This window comes from Mesorhizobium sp. LNHC209A00, assembly GCF_000502915.1.
Taxonomy (GTDB): domain Bacteria; phylum Pseudomonadota; class Alphaproteobacteria; order Rhizobiales; family Rhizobiaceae; genus Mesorhizobium.
In genome coordinates this window covers 361582-384453 of record NZ_AYWT01000003.1, presented here as the reverse complement: position 1 = coordinate 384453, position 22872 = coordinate 361582, and the positions used below count along the sequence as shown (strand labels likewise).

Below are 22872 nucleotides of genomic sequence, written 5' to 3'. Positions count from 1 at the left end.
CCGCTCGGAGCCGGTGATGGCAGCCATGGCTACAGATCACCGCGCGGGTTCTCGTACAGATCCCAGGCGAGTTCCACGAAAGCCAGAAGAACATCGTCCCGGTTCCAGCCGGCCGCCACCGCAGCCTGGACAATCTCATTGACGAGAGGCAGCAACTGGTCCTGGCAATCGGCCGGCGCATCGCCGTCGCCCACTGGTGGACCCTCGAAGTTGAACGTCATCATTCGGCGCCCCCCTCGCCAGCAATCGAAGTGTTACATCGCTAATTTCATTCCCTCTGATATACAATGGATGCGGCACCAAAGTACAGGAAGCCCTCGAGGACCAAAGCAGCACGGGACGACGCCGGATCGCACCGGCTCTCTGCTTTCCCGCGCGGTCGGGCTGGGCTCTCTCAGGTGGGATTTATCGCGGATTGATCGAGCCAACGGCTCAATCCTGAAACGAACGTTCCCACCAGCGGAAGAGCCACGCTTGGCGGCTCTCGCGATCAGCGGCGGCCTGCCCTGCGCCGCCTCGTGACGGTTGGTTACGGTCCGGTGCCGTCGCCGATGCTTTTCGATCAACCGCCAAACCGCGGTTCGGCGATGCCCTTGATGTCAAGACCGGTGATCGCGAACAGGCTGCCGCGCAGGACGCCGTCGCCCGGAAAGCGCGGCATCGCGCAGCTTGGCCGGCACCTGGCGGCCACTCGAACAGGCCAACGCGGCGGGAGACGTCAAATCCCACCCTCGCGCCAACTACGCCTTTCATTTCTCCATCTATCGGGCGGCGGGCTCCGAGAACATCTCAAATAGCCGTGCGCCGGCCGTTCTCGCGCTTGCAGAGACGTGGATTTGGCCGGCTGCATTGCCTTCCGAGGGCGCTCGCTGGATAGTCCCGGCAATGTTCGAGACCCTGGCGATTCACTGGCCCCAAATACTGGCGATCATCTCGGTGGTGATGGCGACCATCGGCATTGCCCATGCTGTCATGACCAAGGAGGACGTCCGCGCCGCCACCGGCTGGGTCGGCATCATGGTGCTGTCGCCGATCGTCGGCGTGCTGATCTATGCCGTGGCCGGCATCAATCGCATCCGCCGCGCCACGATCAGCGCCCAGCGCCCGCTCGCCGATGGGCTGGTGTCGGCCAAGCATGAGCGCGACGTCGCCCTTGAAGAGGCGTTGATCATCGAGCGCTATGGACAGCGGTTCACCGGCCTTAGGACGCTGGGCGACAGGGTGGCGCGGCGGACGCTCAACCCGGGAAATGCAATCGAGGTGCTGGAAAGCGGCGGCGAGGCCTATCCGGCGATGTGCGCGGCGATCGATGGGGCCGAGCGCAGCGTTCTGCTCGAGACCTATATTTTCGACAACGACGCCGTCGGCCTGCTTTTCGTCGAAGCGCTGGCCGGCGCTGTCCAGCGCGGCGTCACAGTCCGTGTGCTGATCGACGCCGTTGGCGCCCGCTACTCCGTCCCCAGCATCCTGGGCCACCTGCGCCGCGCCAACATCACGGCGGACGTCTTCAACGGCAACATCGTCATGGGCCTGCGCTTGCCCTATGCCAACCTGCGGACCCACCGCAAGATCCTGGTGGTCGACGGCACCGTTGCCTTTACCGGCGGCATGAACATCCGCAAGGGTTTTTCGGCGGAGTTCGCCGGGTCGAAAAGCGCCAGGGATACGCATTTCCAGGTCACCGGCCCCGTTGTCGCCGATCTCTTCTCGGTAGCCGCTGAAGACTGGCGCTTTGCCACCAAAGAGGCGCTGAAGGGCGATACCTGGCGGATCACACCGGTTTCGCCACCCGCCGGCCAGCCGATGCTGGTGCGCGCGGTCGCGTCCGGACCGGATGCAAGCAACGAAACCAACCACAAACTGCTGATCGGCGCCTTCTCGGTCGCGCGCAAGTCGATACGGCTGATGTCGCCCTATTTCCTGCCGGACCGGGAACTGATCAGTGCCTTGATGACCGCGGCCAGGCGCGGCGTCGAGATCGATGTCGTGGTGCCGGCGGTGAACAACCTCTTCCTTGTCGACCGCGCCATGACCGCGCAATTCGACCAGATCCTGAAGAATTATTGCCGGATATGGCGCACGGAAGGGCCCTTCGACCATTCCAAGCTGCTTGCGATCGACGGCGTGTGGGCCTTTGTGGGGTCCTCCAACCTCGACGCCCGGTCGCTGCGGCTCAACTTCGAGATCGATCTTGAGGTCCTTGACGCGGGTTTTGCCACCGAGATCGAGACCCGGATCGGATCGGCGATCGAAACGGCGGTCCCAGTCACGCTGGCCTCCTTGCGGGCGCGTCCCTTCATCATCCGGCTTTTCGATCGCATGCTCTGGCTGGGATCGCCCTATCTCTAGGAAAACCATTTCTGGGAAAAAATCTGTCTTTAAGAAAACGACGTGTTTACCGGATAGCGTGTCGCCAACCATGGAACATCGGCCGAAAGACTCTATTTCTAGGTGCATGGTGAGAACAGCAAGGACGATCGGCGCGCGATGCGAATGAACGGGCGCAGCCTGCCGGCCAACATGCTCCTGTCCATTCGCGACCGGCGGATGCGCAGGGCCAACGCCTTCTCGGCGAAGAAGGACGGCGTCACCGGGACGCTAGTCGCCTCCTACAACGTCCACAAATGCATCGGCGTCGACCGCAAGTTCGATCCCGACCGTACCAGCCGCGTCATCCGCGAGATCGCCCCCGACGTCATCGCCCTGCAGGAGGCCGACAATCGTTTCGGCGACCGTGACGGGCTTCTCGACCTGCACCGTCTCGAACTCGAAACCGGCCTCGTGCCGGTGCCCATTTCCGCAACGGGCAAAGGCCATGGCTGGCACGGCAATGTCCTGCTGTTCAAAAGGGGCGTCGTTCGCGACGTGCATCAGATCAGGCTCCCGGGTCTCGAACCGCGCGGCGCGGTGGTCGCGGAAATCGATCTCGACGGAAATCAGTCCTTGCGCATCATCGCGGCCCATCTGGGCCTGCTGCGCCGCTCCCGCTCGCAGCAGGCCCAGGTCGTGCTGGATATCATGAACAGTCCCGACGAGAAGCCGACGCTCCTGCTCGGCGACCTGAACGAATGGCGGCTCGGCAACCGCTCCGCGCTGAATACGCTGCACGCGAGCTTCGGCCCGCAGCCACCTGCGGTCCCTACCTTTCCCTCCAATTTGCCGCTGCTGGCGCTCGACCGGATCATGGCCAACCGGCACGGCATGATCGCGACCGTCGAAGCGCATGACACACCGCTGTCGCGCGTGGCCTCCGACCATCTGCCGCTGACCGCCTTCGTCCACTTGTAGTATGTGACCGATAACGGCTTGATGTCGCCAGCGTCGCAAAGCGTGTGGATGTGAGCGGAACACCCGGTTCTTCCGCGAGTTTATGTGTGTTGAACAACCAGGAGGATGGAATGAAAAAGTTGATTTTGGCTTCGGTGCTGGCGTTTGCCGCGACCGCCGCGGCGATTGCGCCCACGCAGGCCGCCAGTGTGACTATCCAGTCCGACGACGGCAACCAATATTCCTCGGACGACGATTCGGGAATTGTCGTGCGCCGTCATCACGAGCGCCGCTATGACAACGAGTATGATGGCGACCAGAGCGTTCAGTATGACGGTGAATACCGGCGTCACCACCGCTATCACCGCTATCACCGCTGCCACATCGAGACGGTCGTGCATTGGCGCCACCACCACAGGGTGGTGGAAGACGTTCGCGTCTGCGGCTGATCGGCGTCTCCTGCCAGGCTATACTTTTCGCCGCTAGGCATTCTGGCATAGCCCCCGACCTTCTAAGGTCGGTGGCTATGCTGCATTGCACAAATTTGCGGCCTTGCTCATAATGCGGGCATGGTCCGAACTTCCCTCGCCGTCCTGGTGATCGACGAAAACCGCATCCGCGCTTCGATAATCGAAGCCGGATTGCGCGAGGCCGGCCATGAGCGGGTCACCGTCATCCATGACGTCTCGGGCATTGCGCGCCGCATTGCCGAGATCGAACCCGACGTCATCGTCATCGACCTTGGAAATCCCAACCGCGACATGCTGGAAAACATGTTCCAGCTGTCGCGGGCCGTAAAGCGCCCGATCGCCATGTTCGTCGACCGCTCGGACCAGGCCTCGATCGAGGCCGCGGTCGATGCCGGCGTTTCGGCCTATGTCGTCGACGGGTTGAGGCAGGAGCGCGTCAAGCCGATCCTCGACATGGCGGTGAGCCGCTTCAACGCTTTCTCGCGAATGGCACGTGAACTGGAAGAGGCGCGCAGCGAACTCGAGAGCCGCAAGGTGATCGACCGCGCCAAGGGCATCTTGATGAAGTCGCGCGGCCTGACCGAAGAGGCCGCCTACACGCTGCTGCGCAAGACCGCGATGAACCAGAACCGCAAGATCGGCGACATTGCCCAAAGCCTGGTGACTGCCGCCGGGCTTCTCGGACCGGCGGAGGACGAATGAGCATGGGCGCCGAGCACCAGATCACCGCCGGCTTCATGCCGCTTTTCGATAGCGCCGTGCTGGTCGCGGCCGGCGAACTGGGCTTTGCCGCGCGCGAAGGCATCGATCTCACCCTGCACCGCGAGACCTCCTGGGCCAACATCCGCGACCGCATCGCCATCGGCCATTTCGACCTCGCTCACATGCTCGGACCGATGCCGCTCGCCTGTAATCTGGGCCTCACCCCCCTCGCCTCCGAGACCATCGTGCCCTTTTCGCTGGGGCTCGGCGGCAACTGCGTGACCGTCTCCAACGCCGTCTGGACCGGTATGGCGGCGCACGGTGCCGTACCCGATCTCGATCCGGCCCGTGCCGGCGCGGCACTTGGCGCCTTCATCCGCGAGCGGGCCGATGCCGGCCGCGACCCACTGCGTTTTGCCGTCGTGCATCCGCATTCCGGGCACAATTACGAACTCCGCTACTGGCTTGCTGCCTGCGGCGTCGATCCATCGCGCGAGATCGACATCGTCATCGTGCCGCCGCCGTTCATGGCCGACGCGCTGGCCGCCGGCCGCATCGACGGCTATTGCGTCGGCGAGCCCTGGAACAGCGCCGCGGTGGCGGCCGGCACCGGCCATATCGTCACCGTCAAGGCGCAGATATGGCGCAATAGTCCGGAGAAGGTGATTGGCGTGCGCAAGGCTTGGGCCGAGCAGGTCCCCGAGGCGCTGGCGGCCCTCTTGCGCGCATTGCATCACTCGGCGCGCTGGTGCCAGGATCCGGCGAACCGCGACGAATTGGCCGCGATGATGGCGCAGCGTGGCTTCCTTGGGCTGCCACCGGCCGTGCAGATGCCGATCCTGACCGGCCATCTTCGGCTGGGCGGCGGGGCGGAGCTGGACATCGACGATTTCTTCGTGCCGTTCGATAAGGCCGCCAACTTTCCCTGGAAAAGCCATTCGCTATGGTTCTACACGCAGATGGTCCGCTGGGGCCACGTCGCGCACACGCCCGACAATCTCGCCATTGCACGCGACTGCTACCGGCCGGATCTCTACCGCTCGGCACTGAAGCCACTCGGGGTGGCGCTGCCCGGCGCCAATGCCAAGGTCGAGGGCGCACTCAAGGCCGCGACCGCGGTAGGCGCGACAGGAGCCGGCCTCATGCTCGGACCGGACGGCTTCTTCGATGGCCAGATCTTCGATCCAGACGAGATCGACGCCTATATCGAGGGGCAAAAATCAGCTCTCGGGGAAGCCTGATCATTTCAGCGCCATGCTTGTGCATTGCACAAAAATTATGCGCCCGGAAGGTGAGCTGACCAATGTTTGACCTCAATCGCGACGGATGGGGTCGCCGCATAATGCTCCGATCATCTTGAATCCATTTGGAATTTTCTTCCAGAGGTAAACTGGCACGGTTCCTGCTTTGAAATAAACAAGCCCTTCACGGGCAACTGAACAGGCGTCCAATGGCGGGCGCTACAGGCAAAGCTGCCGCTCAGGTCACTGCGCAATCCAGGGATGCGCGAAGGCCTGGACGGCGGCTTTTTTGTTTTTGGCCGAACACGCAATCGACGGCGCTTCCAAGGCGCCCAACCGGAGACGACGATGACGAAACGGATCGGAACTGGCACGTCCCTCAAGGATTTCACCCGCCGCGATTTTCTGGCCAGCAGCGCGCTGACGGCGGGACTGTTCCTCGCCGCGAAGACATTGTTTCCCGCTGGCGCTCATGCCGAAGGGAAGGGCCCCGAAGTAACCGGCGCCAAGCTCGGCTTCATTGCGCTGACCGATGCCGCGCCCCTGATCATCGCCAAGGAGAAAGGCCTGTTCGCGAAATTCGGCATGCCTGATGTCGAGGTCCTCAAACAGGCCTCGTGGGGCGCGACGCGGGACAATCTGATGCTCGGCGGCGAAGCCAACGGCATCGACGGCGCCCACATCCTGACTCCGATGCCTTACCTCATGCACACCGGCAAGGTGACGCAGAACAACCAGCCGCTGCCGATGGCGATCGTCGCCCGTCTCAACTACGACTGCCAGGGCATTTCGGTCGCCCAGGAATATGCCGCCACCGGCGTCGGCCTCGATGCCGCCAAGCTGAAGGACGCCTTTGCCGCCAAGAAGGCCGAAGGCAAGGAGGTCAAGGCCGCCATGACCTTCCCGGGCGGCACCCATGATCTGTGGCTGCGCTACTGGCTGGCGGCCGGCGGCATCAACCCGGACAAGGACGTCTCGACCATCGTCGTGCCGCCGCCGCAGATGGTGGCCAACATGAAGGTGGGCAATATGGACGTGTTCTGCGTCGGCGAGCCGTGGAACGAACAGCTTGTCCATCAGGGCGTCGGCTTCACCGCCGCCACGACCGGCGAACTCTGGAAGGGCCATCCGGAAAAGGCGCTCGGCCTGCGCGCCGCCTTCATCGAAAAATACCCCAATGCCACCAAGGCGATCGTCATGGCGGTGATGGCGGCACAGCAATGGTGCGACACCAAGGAAAACAAGGACGAGATGGCCACCATCATCGGCAAGCGTCAATGGATGAATGTGCCCGTCGCCGACATCATCGGCCGTCTCAAGGGTGACATCAACTACGGCAATGGCCGGGTCGCCACCGCCACCGACCTCTACATGAAATTCTGGAAGGGCGGCGTCTCCTACCCGTTCAAGAGCCACGACAGCTGGTTCCTCGCCGAAAACATCCGCTGGGGCAAGTTCGCGCCGACTACCGACATCAAGGCGTTGGTCGACCGGGTCAACCGCGAGGATATCTGGCGCGAGGCGGCCAAGGAGCTCGGTGTCGCCGCGAGCGACATCCCAGCCTCGTCCTCGCGCGGCGTCGAGACCTTCTTCGATGGCAAGACTTTCGATCCGGCCAACCCCTCGGCCTATCTCGACAGCCTGACCATCAAGGCATCGGCTTAGTCAGGCCGTTTGTACCCAACGCAAACGGCGCCAGCGCCGTTCGTCGCTCAGTACCGCACCAGCACGCCACGGAGTATCCCAAGGACATGTCCATCCAAGCCGTCGAGGACACCAAGGTGAAAGCATTCCCGGCCAAGCCAGCCGAGGTGGTCGCCTTCACCGCCAAAGCGCGGCGCCGTATCGATCCGGTGGGGGTCGCCACCAAGGTGGCCAGCGCTCTCGTCCCGCCCGCCATCGTCATCGCCCTTCTGCTTGTCGTCTGGCAGGTCGCCTGCTCGTCGCCGACGGCAAGCCTGCCGCCGCCGAGCCAGGTGTGGAACGAGGCCTATGACCTGATCGCGCATCCATTCTTCGACAACGGCCCGCAGGATATCGGTCTTGCCTGGCGCGTGCTGATCTCGCTGCAGCGCGTCGCCATCGGCTTCGGCATGGCGGCGGTCGTCGGTGTGGCGCTCGGCGCGCTGGTCGGCCAGTCGATCTGGGCGATGCGCGGCCTCGATCCAGTCTTCCAGATCCTGCGAACCGTGCCGCCGCTCGCCTGGCTGCCGCTGTCGCTCGCCGCCTTCCGCGACTCCAACCCGTCGGCTCTGTTCGTGATCTTCATCACTTCGATCTGGCCGGTCATCATCAACACCGCCGTCGGTGTGCGCAACATCCCGCAGGACTATCGCAATGTCGCCCGCATCCTGCGGCTGAACCAGCTCGAATTCTTCATCAAGATCATGGTTCCAGCCGCTGCGCCTTACATCTTCACCGGCCTGCGCATCGGCATCGGCCTGTCCTGGCTCGCCATCGTCGCGGCCGAGATGCTGACCGGCGGCGTCGGCATCGGCTTCTTCATCTGGGACGCGTGGAATTCGTCACGGCTGCCCGACATCATCGTCGCGCTCGCCTATATCGGCGTCACCGGTTTCTGCCTCGACCGCCTGGTCGCGGCTGTCGGCGCCTTTGTCACCCGCGGCACGACGGCAAAGTGAGGAGAGCGCCATGACCGCCTATCTCAAGCTCGACCATATCGACAAATACTTCGCTCGTGGCAGCCAGGTCAGCGATGTGCTGAGGGACATCCGACTGACCATCGACAAGGGCGAATTCGTCTCCATCATCGGCCATTCCGGTTGCGGCAAGTCGACCTTGCTCAACCTGATCGCCGGCCTGACCAAGGTTTCCGCCGGCGCGGTGTTGCTGGAGGACAAGGAGGTCGACAGCCCCGGCCCCGAGCGCGCCGTGGTGTTCCAGAACCACTCGCTGCTGCCATGGCTGACCGTCTACGAGAACATCAATCTGGCGGTGTCGAAAGTCTTCGGCCGCTCGAAGAGCAAGGCCGAGCGGCATGACTGGATCATGCGCAATCTCGACCTCGTGCAGATGGCGCATGCGAGCGACAAGCGGCCGGCGGAAATCTCCGGCGGCATGAAACAGCGCGTCGGTATTGCTCGCGCGCTCGCCATGGAACCCAAGATCCTGCTGCTCGATGAGCCGTTCGGCGCGCTCGACGCCTTGACCCGCGCCCATCTGCAGGATGCGGTGATGGACATCCATTCCAGGCTGGGTTCGACGACGATCATGATCACCCATGACGTCGACGAGGCGGTGCTGCTGTCCGACCGCATCGTCATGATGACCAACGGCCCGGCGGCGACCATCGGCGAGGTGCTGCCGGTGCCTCTGGCGCGGCCGCGCCGACGCATCGAACTTGCCTCCGACCGGACCTTCCTGCGTTGCCGCGAGGCGGTGCTGAAGTTCCTCTACGAACGCCACCGCTTCGTCGAAGCCGCGGAGTAACCCCATGACCGAAAAACTCGTCATCATCGGCAATGGCATGGCGCCCGGGCGCATGCTGGAGCATCTGCTGGAACAGGCGCCGGGCCGCTACGCCGTCACCATCTTCAACGCCGAGCCCAGGGTCAATTACGACCGCATCATGCTGTCGCCAGTGCTCTCCGGCGAGAAGGCCTATGAGGAGATCATCATCCACGGCGACGGCTGGTACATCGCCAATGACATCACCCTCTACAAGGGCCACAAGATCATTGCCATCGACCGGCAGGCGAAGACCGTCACCTCCGACCACGGCGTCACCGAGCCTTACGACAAGCTTGTCATCGCCACCGGCTCGGTGCCGTTCATCATCCCGGTGCCCGGCCACAATCTGCCGGGCGTGCTGACCTATCGCGATCTGGACGACGTTCAGGCGATGATACTCGCCGCTCAGTCGCGCGCCAAGGCCGTCGTCATCGGCGGCGGCCTGCTCGGATTGGAGGCGGCGGCCGGCCTTAACGCGCAAGGCATGGATGTCACCGTGCTGCACGTCATGCCGACGCTGATGGAGCGCCAGCTCGATCCGGCCGCCGGCTACCTCCTGCAGCGCGCGGTGGAGCAACGCGGCATCAAGGTCATCACCAAGGCCAACACGCAGGCAATCGCCGGCAATGGCAAGGTCGAGCAGGTGGAACTCGCCGACGGCACAATCATCCCGGCGACGCTGGTCGTCATGGCGGTGGGCATCAGGCCGAACGCCGCTCTTGCCAAGGATGCAGGCGTTGCCGTCAACAGAGGCATCGTCGTCGATGCCGGCATGCGCAGCAACGACCCGGATATCTACGCACTCGGCGAATGCGCCGAGGTGGGCGGCATGGTCTACGGGCTGGTGGCACCGCTCTATGAGATGGCGCGTGTCGCCGCTCATCAGCTTGCCGGCGACGAGACCGCCGCCTTCGTCCACATGGACACGCCGACCAAGCTGAAAGTCACCGGCATCGACCTCTTCTCGCTCGGCGACTTCGCCGATGGCGACGACCGCCAGGAGATCGTGCTGCGCGACGCCTCGGCCGGCGTCTACAAGCGGCTGGTGCTCAGGGATGACCGCATCATCGGCACCGTGCTCTATGGCGAGACATCGGACGGCGCCTGGTTCAACGACCTGAAGAAGAAACAGACCGACATATCGCGGATGCGCGATACGTTGATCTTCGGCCAGTCCTACCAGGGGGGTGCCCCGCTGGACCCTATGGCGGCCGTTGCAGCCTTGCCGGATGATGCGGAAATCTGCGGCTGCAACGGCGTCTGCAAGGGGAAGATCACCGGCGCGATCACGGCCAAGGGCCTGACTTCGCTGGACGACGTGCGCGCCCACACCAAGGCGTCGGCGTCTTGCGGCTCCTGCACCGGGCTGGTCGAAAAGCTGATGGTGCTGACCCTCGGCGACACCTACAACCCGGCCGCCGTGCAGCCCATGTGCTCCTGCACCATTTTCGGCCATGACGACGTGCGCAGGCTGATCAAGGCCAAGGGGCTGAAGACCATTCCGGCGGTCATGCAGGAGCTGGAGTGGAAGACTTCCTGCGGCTGCGCCAAATGCCGGCCGGCACTTAACTACTACCTCGTCTGCGATTGGCCGGACGAGTATGCCGACGATTACCAGTCGCGCTTCATCAACGAGCGCGTTCACGCCAACATCCAGAAGGACGGCACCTATTCGGTGGTGCCGCGCATGTGGGGCGGCGTCACCAATGCGGCCGAACTGCGAGCCATCGCCGACGTCGTCGACAAATTCGAGATTCCGATGGTCAAGGTCACCGGCGGTCAGCGTATCGACATGCTGGGCATCCGCAAGGAGGACCTGCCGGCGGTGTGGGCCGACCTCGGCCAGGCCGGCTTCGTTTCCGGCCATGCCTATGCCAAGGGGCTGCGCACGGTGAAAACCTGCGTCGGTTCGGACTGGTGCCGCTTCGGCACGCAGGATTCGACGGGCCTCGGCATCCGCATCGAGAAGTTCATGTGGGGCTCGTGGACGCCTGCCAAGGTCAAGATGGCGGTGTCGGGCTGCCCGAGGAATTGCGCCGAGGCAACCTGCAAGGATGTCGGCGTCATCTGCGTCGATAGCGGCTACGAGATCCACTTCGCCGGTGCCGCCGGTCTCGACATCAAGGGCACGGAAGTGCTCGGCCTGGTCAGGACCGAGGACGAGGCGTTGGAGCATATCGTAGCGCTGACGCAGATGTACCGCGAGCAGGGCCGCTATCTCGAACGCATCTACAAATGGGCCAAGCGCATCGGCATCGCCGAAATAAAGCGTCAGATCATGGACGATGGTGAGAAGCGCAAGGCCTATTACGACCGCTTCATCTTTTCGCAGAAGTTCGCCCAGGTCGATCCATGGTCCGAGCGCGTGTCCGGCAAGGACAAGCACGAGTTTCGGCCGATGGCCTCGGTCGGGTTTGCGCAGGCGGCGGAGTGATGGAGATGTCGGTGCGAGGCACCCCCTGGGCGCGTTCCTATCAAGCAAAGGCAGCGCTATGAACTGGATATCTATCGGCACCGTCTCCGATATTCCCCGGCGCGGCGCGCGCTGTGTGGTCACTCCGCAAGGCAAGATCGCCGTCTTCCGCACAGCGGACGACGATATCTTCGCCATTGAGGACCACTGCCCGCACAGAGGCGGACCGCTGAGCCAGGGCATCGTTCATGGCGCGGCCGTGACATGCCCCTTGCACAATTGGGTCATCTCGCTTGAGACGGGCAAGGCGCTTGGCGCCGACGAAGGCGCCGTGCGCACGATTCCCGTGAAGCGGGAGGGCGAGCGCCTGTTCATCGCGCTGGAAGCGCTGGCCAGCCGCGCGGCCTGACCCATGGAGATTGACGCAGCGCGCGAGGTGAGGACCACTTGCCCCTATTGTGGGGTCGGCTGCGGCGTGCTGGCGAAGATCGCCGCGGACGGGCAGGTATCTGTCCGTGGGGATCCCGATCATCCCGCGAATTTCGGCCGGCTCTGTTCCAAGGGCTCCGCACTGGCCGAGACCATCGACCTGGACGGCCGGCTGCTCCATCCACAAATCCACGACCGGCCCGCCGGCTGGAACGAGGCGCTCGACCTCGTCGCCTCGACCTTCCAGCACACCATCGCCGAACATGGCCCCGACGCGGTCGCCTTCTACGTCTCCGGCCAGTTGCTGACCGAGGATTACTATCTCGCCAACAAGCTGATGAAGGGATTCATCGGCTCGGCCAACATCGACACCAATTCGCGGCTCTGCATGGCTTCGTCGGTTGCCGGCCATCGCCGCGCGTTTGGTTCGGACACCGTGCCGGGAACCTACGAGGATCTGGAACTAGCCGACCTGATCGTGCTGGTCGGGTCCAATCTCGCCTGGTGCCATCCCGTGCTCTATCAGCGCATCGCGGCTGCCCGGGAAAAGCGACCCGAGATGAAGATCGTGCTCGTTGATCCGCGCCGCACCATGACATCTGACATCGCAGACATGCATCTGGCGATCGCGCCGGATGGCGACGTCGCCCTGTTCACCGGCCTGCTCGCCTGGCTCGGCCAGTACAATGCGCTCGATCGTGCCTATATCACGGCGCATACGGCCGGATTCGGACAAGCCCTGTTCGCCGCTTCGACGCTCGATCTTGCCGGCGTCGCTGCCGCCACGGGCCTCAGCGAAGACGAACTTAGCCGTTTCTACAGCCTGTTCGCCAGGACCGAAAAGACCGTCACCGTCTACAGCCAGGGCGTCAACCAGTCGTCCCAGGGTACCGACAAGGTCAATGCCATCATCAACTGCCATCTCGCCACCGGTCGCATAGGAAAACCGGGCGCCGGCCCGTTCTCGGTCACCGGCCAGCCCAACGCCATGGGCGGCCGCGAGGTCGGCGGCATGGCCAACATGCTCGCCGCCCACATGGAGATCGAAAACCCCGGGCACCGTGAACGCGTGCAGCGCTTCTGGAAGGCACCGGCGATTGCCGGAAAGCCCGGCCTCAAGGCGGTCGAGATGTTCAAGGCGGTGGCCGATGGGCGCATCAAGGCGATGTGGATCATGGCCACCAACCCGGTCGATTCCATGCCGGATGCAGGTGCAGTCGAGGCGGCGATCAAGGCCTGCCCCTTCGTCGTGGTGTCGGACGTTCTTGCCAAGACCGACACAATCCGCCACGCCCATGTCCGGCTGCCGGCCACTGCCTGGGGCGAGAAGGACGGCACGGTCACCAATTCCGAGCGCCGCATCTCGCGCCAGCGCGCGTTCTTGCCGGCCCCCGGCGAGGCGCGGCCCGACTGGTGGATCATTGCGGAAGTGGCAAGGCGGATGGGCTTTGGCGAGGCGTTTGCGCGTGAGAGCGCGGCGGGGATCTTTGCCGAGCACGCCGCGCTGTCGGGGTTCGAGAACGACGGCGAGCGGGATTTCGACATTGGCGCTTATGCTGCGATCGATGTTGAGGATTACGAAGGATTGGCTCCGTTCCATTGGCCAGCGCCGAGCCCGGGCACCCCCCTCCGGCCTGCCGAGAGGGGTGGTCACGCTCGACGTCAGTCAGAGAATGACGTTCAAGCTGACCCTCAACCGCGGAAGAATACTCAATCTGGGCACGCCCCAATCACCACCCGCTTCTTCGCCGACGGCAACTTCTACACGCCCGACCGCAAGGCCCGCTTCATCGCTCTGCGCCCAACCGTCGAAACCCGCATCACCGCCGCCTTCCCGCTCGTCCTCAACACCGGCCGTATCCGCGACCACTGGCACACCATGACGCGTACCGGCAAAAGCCCGCGCCTGTCCCAGCACATCGCCGAGCCCTTCGTCGAAATCCATCCCGAGGATGCACAGCGTTACGGCATTGGCGACGCCGACATCGCGCGCGTTTGGACTCCACGCGGCGAGGTGCTGGTCCGCGTGCTGGTGACCACGCGCCAGCGCCCGGGCAGCCTGTTCGCGCCGATGCACTGGACCGACCAGTTCGCCGCCAGGGGCCGCCTCGACACGTTGACGGCATCGCTTACCGATGCCGTGTCGGGGCAGCCGGCGCTAAAGCATGTCGCTGCCCGCATCGAGAAATTCACCGCTGGGGCCTTTGGCTTTGCCGTGACACGCAAAAGGCCCGTGACGATGGCCGCCGACTACTGGGCGATCGCCAGGTGCCGGGGCGGCTGGCGGGTCGAGTTGGCCTTTGCCAATGACGATGCCGACTGGCCAGCCTTCGCCGGCTCGCTCTTCGATGCCGCGGATGCCGAAATGCTCGCCTACCACGACCGCGACGCCGGCCAGCACCGCATCGCCGCTTTCCAAGGCGAGCAGCTGGCGGGCGCCTTGTTCGTCGCCCCCGGTCCAGTCGCGGTGTCGCGCGGCTGGGCCGCCGAGCAGCTCGGCGAGGTTCACGCCAGCCAGCGCGAACGCTTCAGAATCGTCGCTGGCCGCGCCGGTGCCGATAGACCCGATGCCGGCGCGACCGTTTGCTCGTGCTTCAGCGTCGGGGCCAACCAGATCGTGGCCGCAGTGGCGGCCGGCTGCGCCAGCGTCGAAGCCATCGGCGCCGAGCTGAAGGCAGGCACCAATTGCGGTTCCTGCCGGTCGGAAATACGCGCGATCATAAAAACCGGTCGGGTGCAGGCGGCTGAGTGAAGGCGTCCGTCCCACCTGGCAAAGTGGCACGGCCTACGAAATCGGCGAAACCCGCAAGGGCTCCAACCTGTCCAACAGCTAATTCGACCTGGCCGGGGTTCCCTCATATTGGTTCATGCGAGTGAAAGATGGCGCCATGGACCAGAACTGGAGACGCCCTTGACGACCGTTGCGCCACGCTGCGGCTGGATCTCGCCGTTCGGCTAACAATTCGGGAAGGGCTTCTCAAGCCATAGCAAACGAGACGCATAACCGTTGCCGTGGATCTGTGTCTCTGCTGGCCCTGTTCTTCGTAGTTGATCCGTCTGGACATAGATGTTGAAGACTGGAAAATGGGGAACGCAATCTCGCCATGCGAGTTGATCCAAGGCATCGGGAGATCAGTGCTGAATCTGCAAGACATAGCCGGCCATCCAGCCTTGCACCGCTACGTTCAGGAACAGTCGCAGTCCCTGATCCGCATCTATGAGGAAAGCCCGCGACTGGCTTCCATCTTTGCCACGCAGCAACGCTGGCTGTTGGGCCATGTCGGCCTTGCCATGCACTTCAGGCGCGACCCCAACGACCGCCGCAAGGACCTGACGGTATCGCGTTTCATCGAGGTCGTGCACAAGAACGCGGTGGCCAGCCGCAACACGGCGGACGCCTTCATCAAGGAGATGCTGCACTACAACATCGCCGAGTATGTGGCTGGTGGGGACGGCCGCACGCATCCCCTGCAACCGACGGCGGCGACGATTGAGCGATTCACCGGCTGGGTTACAGCCCATCTGCGCACGCTCGACCATATCGATGGCGGCAACCGGCTGGCCAGGTTTCTTGAGCGGCCCGACATGCTTGCCACGCTGCAGCCCCTGGTGGCTGACGGCTTGCTTGCCTCAAAGCCGGTGCGTGAACCCAACCAGACCTTTTCCCTGTTCATCTGGCTCAACAATGGCGGCATCGTCATGGACTGGCTGATGTCAGGCATCAACCCTGACCATGCCGGGCTGGAGCGAATTCCGACCGGCGTGGTTTCGATCGGCGACTTCGCCAAATGGCTCAAGCTGTCGCGGACCCATCTCGGCCGTAAACTGCGCACGGCGGAGGAACTCGGCAGCATTGGCTGGCTTGGTCAGCGCGGCAATTCGGTGATGTGGGTGTCGCACGGATTCTATGACGAATACATGATCGTCCAGGCCGCCAAGCTGGCCGTCGTCGACAGCGCCTTCGCAGCGTGTTTTTCCACCGACCGCCGAGTCCCGCCACCTCCCAACTTGTGAAGGTGATACAGGCTTATTTAAAGCGTCGAATCGCGCGGGCGCGGCGCTGGTCAGACTGGTTGCGCCTCTTCGGCGCATCTCGGCACCATGTGAAAGATGTTCGGGTGCGCAAAGACACCCGAACCGGGCCGGCGTTCTCAATCGATGTCGAACGAGACGCCCTGTGCAAGCGGCAGCGCCTTGGAATAATTCACGGTGTTGGTGGCGCGCCGCATATAGGCTTTCCACGCATCGGAGCCGCTCTCGCGGCCGCCACCGGTTTCCTTTTCCCCACCGAAAGCGCCCCCGATCTCGGCGCCGGAAGTACCGATATTGACGTTGGCAATGCCGCAATCCGAACCGTCGACACCGAGGAAGCGCTCGGATTCCTGCAGGTCGCGGGTGAAGATCGACGACGACAGGCCGGCGCCGACCGCATTGTGCTCGTCGAGCACAGCGTCGAAATCGGAATACTTCATCACATAGAGGATCGGCGCGAAGGTCTCTTCCGTCACCGGTGCAACCTGCTTCGGCATTTCGACTAGTGCCGGGTGCACATAATAGGCATCGGGATGACCGTTCTCGACTCGGCTGCCGCCAGTCACCTTGCCCCCATGCGCGGCCGCTTCCGTCAGCGCCTTCTGCATGGCATCGAAGGCGGCCTTGTCGATCAGCGGACCGACCAGTGACGAGGTCTCCAGCGGATTGCCGACCGAGACACTCTGATAAGCCTTCTTCAGCCGCGGCACCAAGGCATCATAGACGCTGTCATGGACGAACAGGCGGCGCAGCGTCGTGCAGCGCTGGCCCGCGGTGCCCATGGCGCCGAAAGCGATGGCGCGCAGCGCCATGTCGAGATCGGCCGTCGGGCAGACGATGCCGGCATTGTTGCCGCCCAGTTCCAACACGGCGCGGGCGAAACGCTTGGCCAGGCGCGGACCGACATCCCGGCCCATGCGCGTCGAACCGGTGGCCGAAACCAGCGGCACCCTGGGATGGTCGACCAGGATTTCGCCGACCGCACGGTCGCCGATCAGAACCGGTGCCAGGCCTTGCGGTGCGTCGGTACCGAAGCGCTTGACCGCACGCTTGAAGATCGCCTCGCAGGCAAGCGCGGTCAGCGGCGTCTTCTCCGACGGCTTCCATACCACTGCATCGCCGCAAACCAGCGCAAGTGCTGCGTTCCACGACCACACCGCGACCGGGAAGTTGAATGCGGAGATGACACCGACGACGCCAAGCGGATGCCAGGTTTCCATCATGCGGTGGCCCGGGCGCTCGGTGGCGATGGTCAGGCCGTACAATTGCCGGGACAGACCAACGGCGAAATCGCAGATGTCGATCATCTCCTGAACTTCGCCGAGCCCTTCGGACGGGATCTTGCCGACCTCGATCGACACCAGCCGGCCAAGCTCGGTCTTGTGCGTGCGCAGTTCTTCGCCCAGCAGCCGCACCAGTTCGCCGCGCTTGGGACCCGGCACCAGTCGCCAGGACTGGAACGCCTTGTGGGCTGCATCGATGGTCTTTGCCGCGTCGGCCGGCGAGATCGTCTTCAGCGTCGCGATCCGCTCACCCGTCACCGGGCTGCGCACGACCAGGTCGCCGCCGTCAAGCGCCTCCTTGGCCACGCCCAGTTTCGCCAGAAGCTCGGCCGTTTCCTTCGCTATCGTCATTTCTGTCCCTTTCAGAATCCCGCCGCTCGTAGGGCGCGGCTCAACGCCTTGCCATGCCTTCCGGCGCCGTCACGGCTGGAAGGGGCTGTCATGGCGTGCCATTACCTGTTTCAGGGGGAAATCGCCACCCCGCCATGGTCCAAGCCCGGGCTGCACGATTGAGCCAGGCGACGCTTGAGCAGAACGGGCGTAGGGGCTCAGTTTGCCTTTTTCGCCGGCGTGCGTACGGCGCCGTCCTTGATCAGACGGTCGATATGCATACGGATATGGGCTGCTTCCGCCGCCGTGTTGGCGAGCGCGATGGCGCGGTCGAAGGCAATGCGTGCCTCCTCGCCCCGGTCGAGTTGCATCAACAGCCCGCCCTTGAGGCCGAAGAAATGGAAATAGCCCGAAAGCCTCTGCTCGAGCGGCTCGATCATCGCCAGGGCCGCTTCCGGTCCGCGCACCTTGGCGACCGCGACCGCACGGTTGAGCGTGATGACCGGCGACGGCTGCATCTGCTCGAGCAGGCCGTAGAGCAGGTCGATCTCCACCCAGTCGGTGTCCTCGGCTTTCTCGGCCCGCGCGTGGAGCGCGGCGATCGCCGCCTGGACTTGATAGGGACCTGGTTTGCGATGGCGCAGCGCCTTGTCGACGAGCGCCAGCCCTTCGTCGATCATCTTGCGGCTCCACAGGCTTCGATCCTGGTCCTCGAGCAGCACGATCTCGCCGTCACTGTCAAAACGTGCCGGTGCGCGTGCGTGCTGCAGCAGAAGCAGCGCCGTCAGCCCCATGATCTCCGGCTCGGTCTGGAACAGCCGCAGCAGCAGCCGGGCAAGCCGGATCGCTTCCTCGCACAATGGCGCGCGAGCCGGCGCCTCGCCGCTGTTGGTCGAATAGCCCTCGTTGAAGATAAGGTAGACCATGGACGCGACCGCCGCGAGCCGCTCGGAGCGCTCGATCGCGCCCGGCGTCTCGAACGGGACGCCGGCGTCCGCGATGCGCGCCTTGGCGCGCGTGATGCGCTGCTCCATCGCGCTCTCGCCGACCAGGAAGGCGCGCGCGATCTGCTTGACGGTGAGGCCGGAGACGACGCGCAGCGCCACCGCGATCTGCTGCGTCGCGGGCAAATCAGGGTGACAGCAGATGAACAGCAGCCGCAATATGTCGTCGCGATAATGCGCTCCGTCCAGCCGCTCGGCGATGTCGCTTTCGGCGTCCTCCAGATCGGAAACCTGGTCCTCTTCCGGCATCGGCGCCTGCTTGGCACGCTTGCGCACCGCGTCGATGCCGCTGTTGCGGCCGACGAATATCAACCAGGCCGCCGGATCGCGAGGCGGCCCGTTCTGCGGCCAGTTCTTCAGCGCCTTGAGGCAGGCATCCTGGAAAGCTTCCTCCGCCGTGTCGAGATCGCGGAAATAGCGCAGCAGCGCGCCCATCGCCTGTGGGCGGGCAGCGCTGATCGCGGAGCTTATCCAGGTGAGTTCGGTCATGCCGGAACCCTGGTCGGATTGAACACCGATACCGGGCGGATTTCGTAGGAACCGCCGCTTGGGTTGACCTCGGAGAGCTCGCGGGCGAATTCGACGGCCTCGTCGAGGTCGGCGCAATCCAGCGTGTAGAAACCGAGGAACTGTTCCTTGGTCTCGGCGAACGGCCCGTCGATGACCAGCGATTCACCTTTCACTTTCCGCAGCGTCGTTGCCGCCGTTGTCGGCAAAAGCCGCGCCACGGGCCCAAGCCGGCCGGCGTTGGCATACTTCTCCTGAACGCCGAGCAGGTCGGCCATGACCTTGTCGTCCTGTTCCTTGCTCCAGGAACAGACGACATCTTCGCAGGCGTAGCAGAGGATGGCATAGAGCATGGGCGGTCCTTTCTGTAGCAAAGGACGAAACAGTAGGGCCGATCCCGACATGGCGTCGATAAAAAAATCGAGACGTCTCGGATTCAGCGGCCGCTGATTGCCGCCGATCGGTCCTCCTGCGTTTTCAACCACCTCAACACGAGCGCTTCCTCCTCATCAAGGCCTTCGATGGACCGCTTGCGCTTGTTGGCTTCCGCCATTTCGGCAAGCAGTCGTCCTTCGCTCCATGCCTCGAAGACCCGCGGATGGATATAGCATTTGCGGCAGACCGCGCGCGTATTGCCCAGCCGTTCGGCCACCTTGTCGATGAGGTTGTTCATCACCCGTTTTTGCTGTGCCTGGCTCTCAGGCAGTTCCGTCTGCGCAAACAGGGACGCGGCGTGGATGGTGCCGCCCCATGTGCGGAAGTGCTTCGAACTGAACGCGTCGCCGACCGCTTGGCGGATATAGTGGTTCACGTCATCGGAGCGGACAGGGCGTCTGTTGCCGTCCTCGTCGAGATACTGGAACAGTTTCTGGCCCGGCAGGTCCTGCGCGCTCCGAACAATCCCCGCGATCCGGCGGTCAACCAGCTTCAATCTCCATTCCTTGCCGGACTTGCCCTTGAAGGCGAAGCGCAGGCTCGATCCCTTGATATCGACATGCCGGTCCCGCAATGTCGTCAGGCCGAAGCTCTTGTTGTCGCGAGCATAGGCTGCATTGCCGACGCGGATCATCGTGTTGTCGAGCAGCCAGACCACCGCGGCGGCGACGCGTTCGAGCGGCAGGCCGTGACGGCGCAGGTCGCTGTCGATCCTGCGCCGAAGGTCTGGCAGGCTTTCGGCGAAAGCCACCAAGCTCGAATATTTGGCGCCGTCGCGCTCCTCGGCCCATTGCGGATGATAGCGATACTGCTTGCGCCCCCGCTGATCCCTCCCGGTCGCCTGGATATGCCCGTTCGGATCGGGCGAAATCCAGACATCGGTCCAGGCCGGCGGAATGACGATCGCCGCGATGCGCGCTCTGTCGGCACCGGAGACCGCCTTCCCGTCCGCTGCCTTGTAAGCAAATCCCTTGCCTGCCTTCAGCCGACGGATGCCGGGCTCGGCATCGCTGACATAAGTCAGCGCGGCACCCCTGGCGGAAATCTGTGCTCCATTCTTGGCTACGCTATCAGCATCGGCCAATCGGCTGCGCGACGATCCGGTTCTCTGCAGCATGTAAGCTCCACACGAAATATGCGTAGATAAGCTGCGGGTTGACCGCCGGTTCCACACCCGTCTGGAAAGAAGGCAATCCCCGTGGCGGCGGTCAGGCCTACAATGCGCGCTGCATCTGTGTCGGCGGAAGGGATAGCCGGCGGCGGGCCGCGAGCTTGAATTTGTAGCGCAGGCATCGCCAAGCTTCCGAGCGCCGCTTCGGCGCCGCCGAGGCTATTGCGAGAAAGCGCGCGGCCATGTCCAGGTCGCCCCGCGCATAATGGACACGGGCGATCTTGAGCGCGACGAGGCCCTCCCTGGCTTTCAGTGCCGAAATCGGGATGCCGCAATCGGTGAGCGTACGCAGCTCCCGGCGCCAGTCCAGGAAGCGCCGCACCGGGTCGACCGTGAAGCGATCGTCCGAGCGCTCCGCTGAAACTTCGTAGATCATGACGGGGCGGTGAACCATGACCAGCGACGCCTTGCTCATCAGCCGCGCCCAGAACAGCGTGTCCTCATCGAAGGCGAGCCCGACGGGGAACCGGGTCTCGCCGATGAGACGCCGGGAAGCCAGCACGCTGCCCACCGCCACCGAGCGTATATCCCCTTTCACGTAGGCCGAGGCGTTGGTGAGGCAGGCCGCGGTATAGCCGTTTGGCACCTTGATCTGCCGGTCCTGGCCGTTCACCCTGCGCCGGAAGGCGCCGACGATCATGTCGGCCTTGGGCTGGGTTTCCGCCTGCGACAGCAAGGAGCTTAAGCCGCCCTGCAGGTGCAGGTCGTCGGCGTCGATCAGGTAGACCCACGGATGGGCTGCCTCGTCGAGCGCCAGGTTGCGGGCGCCGCCGGCGTCGCGGCAACTGGCGGGCAGCACGCGCAAAGGCAGGGATGATTGCGCCGCGGCCTGCCGCGCCGCATCGGCCGTGCCATCGGTCGATTGGTCGTCGACCAGCAGGACCTCGCCGATAAACCCGGCCTCTCCGCCAAGCGACGCCAGCGTTTTAGCGATCGTTGCCGCCGCATTGTAGGCGGGTATGACGACGCTGACGGTTTTCAATGACAAACCTCATGCCTGTGCGGCAGCCTAGACTATTCTCCGTTAAGACGAATACAGACTAAGGACTTACAGGAAAAGTGTGAAACGGCTTTTCCCGCCGGAATTGCGCGCAATCAAAGACTTGGATCGGCTCGCCTTTTCCGTGAACCGGTGAACTGCTCTACTGGCCGTATCGATCTTTGAGAAGTCTGCCCCATCCTTGTGGGAACTCGCAGCGCCGGGCAAGTTAATGCGCCCCGTTTCACGCTTTTTCGAGCACGACCGGGATGACGTCGACAGCCTGGTCGCCGACCTGTCCGCCAGTCGTCTTCAGCACGCCGACGATGGGCGCCACATCCGAATAGTCGCGCCCGCAACCAACGGTGATATGGTCGTTGGAGGCCCGCATGCCATTGGTCGGATCGAACTCCTGCCAGCCGGCATCACGCCCGCACCAGACCTTGACCCAGGCATGCATGGCATCCGCGCCTTCGAGCCGGGGCTTGCCTTTGGGCGGAATGGTGCGCAGGAAGCCGCTGACATAGCCGGCCGGAATGCCGAGCCCGCGTAAGCCGGCGATCATGATGTGCGAGAAATCCTGACAGACGCCCCGCTTCAGCTGGAAGGCGTCGCTGGCCCGGGTCCGCACCGTGGTCGCCTCGTCGTCGTATGTGAAATCGCGATGGATGCGATTGCACAGGTTCATCGCCGTCCCCGCGGCCGAGATTCCGATGCTGTCTTGCGCGAATGCGGTGATCGCCGCATCGATGCCCGCATGGCTGCTGGCGGCCAGGAAATGGTGCGGCGAGGCAGGCGCAAGCGACCGCACGGCGGCCAGATCCTGTCGAAGGCGGCCGAGATCCGGCGACACGTCGAGCCCCGGCTCGGGCCGCGCCACCGACACACGCGCGCTCATCCTGATGTCGAGCGTGTCATGGGCGTCGCGAAAAGCGATCGAAGTGACATTGTTGCCGAAGAAATCGGAAAAATCCGACCTTTCGTTGGGTGCGGGTGAAAAAGAAAGCGAAGCGGCGATGACACGCTGCACACCGTCAATGGTCGACGGCAGCACGCGCACCTGATGGCGTCCGCCACCAGCCGCGGCAGCATAGTCGTAGTGGAGCAGAAGCCTGATGTCGTACAGCATGGCCATCTC

At 63.9% G+C, this 22872-nt stretch carries 19 protein-coding genes; 12 read left to right on the top strand and 7 right to left on the bottom strand.

Going from position 1 to position 22872, the window contains the following annotated elements:
- Positions 1-29 precede the first annotated feature (29 nt).
- A complete protein-coding gene (locus tag X739_RS156490) occupies positions 30-224 on the bottom strand; it encodes a hypothetical protein (protein ID WP_023770403.1) in 195 nt (64 codons plus the stop codon).
- Between the two features lie 661 nt (positions 225-885).
- Between X739_RS156490 and X739_RS156495 the strand changes: the two genes are divergently transcribed.
- From X739_RS156495 to X739_RS156550, 12 genes are all read left to right on the top strand, one after another.
- Positions 886-2349 carry a phosphatidylserine/phosphatidylglycerophosphate/cardiolipin synthase family protein gene (locus X739_RS156495; protein ID WP_023793991.1) on the top strand — a complete coding sequence of 488 codons (1464 nt, stop codon included), beginning with the start codon at positions 886-888 and terminating at the stop codon, positions 2347-2349.
- A 138-nt stretch (positions 2350-2487) separates the two neighbouring features.
- Positions 2488-3288 (top strand): endonuclease/exonuclease/phosphatase family protein, encoded by an 801-nt coding sequence (locus tag X739_RS156500; protein ID WP_023770406.1) that lies wholly within the window; start codon positions 2488-2490, stop codon positions 3286-3288.
- Between the two features lie 110 nt (positions 3289-3398).
- Positions 3399-3716 (top strand): hypothetical protein, encoded by a 318-nt coding sequence (locus X739_RS156505; RefSeq protein ID WP_023770407.1) that lies wholly within the window; start codon positions 3399-3401, stop codon positions 3714-3716.
- 120 nt (positions 3717-3836) lie between these two features.
- Entirely contained in the window at positions 3837-4439 is a 603-nt protein-coding gene (locus tag X739_RS156510; protein ID WP_023770408.1) for an ANTAR domain-containing response regulator, read from the top strand.
- 2 nt (positions 4440-4441) lie between these two features.
- Positions 4442-5680 carry a CmpA/NrtA family ABC transporter substrate-binding protein gene (locus X739_RS156515; RefSeq protein ID WP_031251982.1) on the top strand — a complete coding sequence of 413 codons (1239 nt, stop codon included), beginning with the start codon at positions 4442-4444 and terminating at the stop codon, positions 5678-5680.
- 348 nt (positions 5681-6028) lie between these two features.
- Entirely contained in the window at positions 6029-7345 is a 1317-nt protein-coding gene (locus X739_RS156520; protein WP_023770410.1) for a CmpA/NrtA family ABC transporter substrate-binding protein, read from the top strand.
- Between the two features lie 86 nt (positions 7346-7431).
- On the top strand, positions 7432-8322 hold the full coding sequence (gene ntrB / locus X739_RS156525; protein ID WP_023770411.1) for a nitrate ABC transporter permease: 891 nt from the start codon (positions 7432-7434) through the stop codon (positions 8320-8322).
- Positions 8323-8332: 10 nt separating this feature from the next.
- Positions 8333-9130 carry an ABC transporter ATP-binding protein gene (locus X739_RS156530; RefSeq protein ID WP_023770412.1) on the top strand — a complete coding sequence of 266 codons (798 nt, stop codon included), beginning with the start codon at positions 8333-8335 and terminating at the stop codon, positions 9128-9130.
- A gap of 4 nt (positions 9131-9134) precedes the next feature.
- A complete protein-coding gene (nirB, locus tag X739_RS156535) occupies positions 9135-11585 on the top strand; it encodes a nitrite reductase large subunit NirB (RefSeq protein ID WP_023793983.1) in 2451 nt (816 codons plus the stop codon).
- A gap of 58 nt (positions 11586-11643) precedes the next feature.
- Positions 11644-11973 carry a nitrite reductase small subunit NirD gene (gene nirD, locus X739_RS156540; protein ID WP_023770413.1) on the top strand — a complete coding sequence of 110 codons (330 nt, stop codon included), beginning with the start codon at positions 11644-11646 and terminating at the stop codon, positions 11971-11973.
- A gap of 3 nt (positions 11974-11976) precedes the next feature.
- A complete protein-coding gene (locus X739_RS156545) occupies positions 11977-14745 on the top strand; it encodes a nitrate reductase (RefSeq protein WP_023793980.1) in 2769 nt (922 codons plus the stop codon).
- A 332-nt stretch (positions 14746-15077) separates the two neighbouring features.
- Complete coding sequence (locus tag X739_RS156550) at positions 15078-16007, top strand: hypothetical protein (RefSeq protein WP_023770415.1); 930 nt, start codon at positions 15078-15080, stop codon at positions 16005-16007.
- Between the two features lie 137 nt (positions 16008-16144).
- On the opposite strand, the gene X739_RS156555 is transcribed toward X739_RS156550, so the two are convergent.
- The 6 genes from X739_RS156555 to X739_RS156580 form a co-directional block, all read right to left on the bottom strand.
- The gene (locus X739_RS156555) at positions 16145-17659 is read right to left on the bottom strand and encodes an aldehyde dehydrogenase family protein (protein ID WP_023770416.1); all 1515 of its coding nucleotides are present in this window, start codon (positions 17657-17659) and stop codon (positions 16145-16147) included.
- 197 nt (positions 17660-17856) lie between these two features.
- On the bottom strand, positions 17857-19131 hold the full coding sequence (locus tag X739_RS156560; RefSeq protein WP_023793977.1) for an RNA polymerase sigma factor: 1275 nt from the start codon (positions 19129-19131) through the stop codon (positions 17857-17859).
- Entirely contained in the window at positions 19128-19502 is a 375-nt protein-coding gene (locus tag X739_RS156565) for a YciI family protein (RefSeq protein ID WP_023770418.1), read from the bottom strand. The genes X739_RS156560 and X739_RS156565 overlap by 4 nt, the downstream gene beginning before the upstream one ends.
- 83 nt (positions 19503-19585) lie before the next feature.
- Positions 19586-20701: a DNA topoisomerase IB gene (locus X739_RS156570; protein WP_023793974.1), complete on the bottom strand. Its 1116-nt coding sequence runs from the start codon at positions 20699-20701 to the stop codon at positions 19586-19588.
- A 97-nt stretch (positions 20702-20798) separates the two neighbouring features.
- Positions 20799-21737 (bottom strand): glycosyltransferase family A protein, encoded by a 939-nt coding sequence (locus tag X739_RS156575; RefSeq protein WP_023770420.1) that lies wholly within the window; start codon positions 21735-21737, stop codon positions 20799-20801.
- Positions 21738-21978: 241 nt separating this feature from the next.
- Positions 21979-22863, bottom strand: coding sequence for a transglutaminase family protein (locus X739_RS156580; RefSeq protein WP_023770421.1), 885 nt, complete (start codon positions 22861-22863; stop codon positions 21979-21981).
- Between the last annotated feature and the right edge of the window lie 9 nt (positions 22864-22872).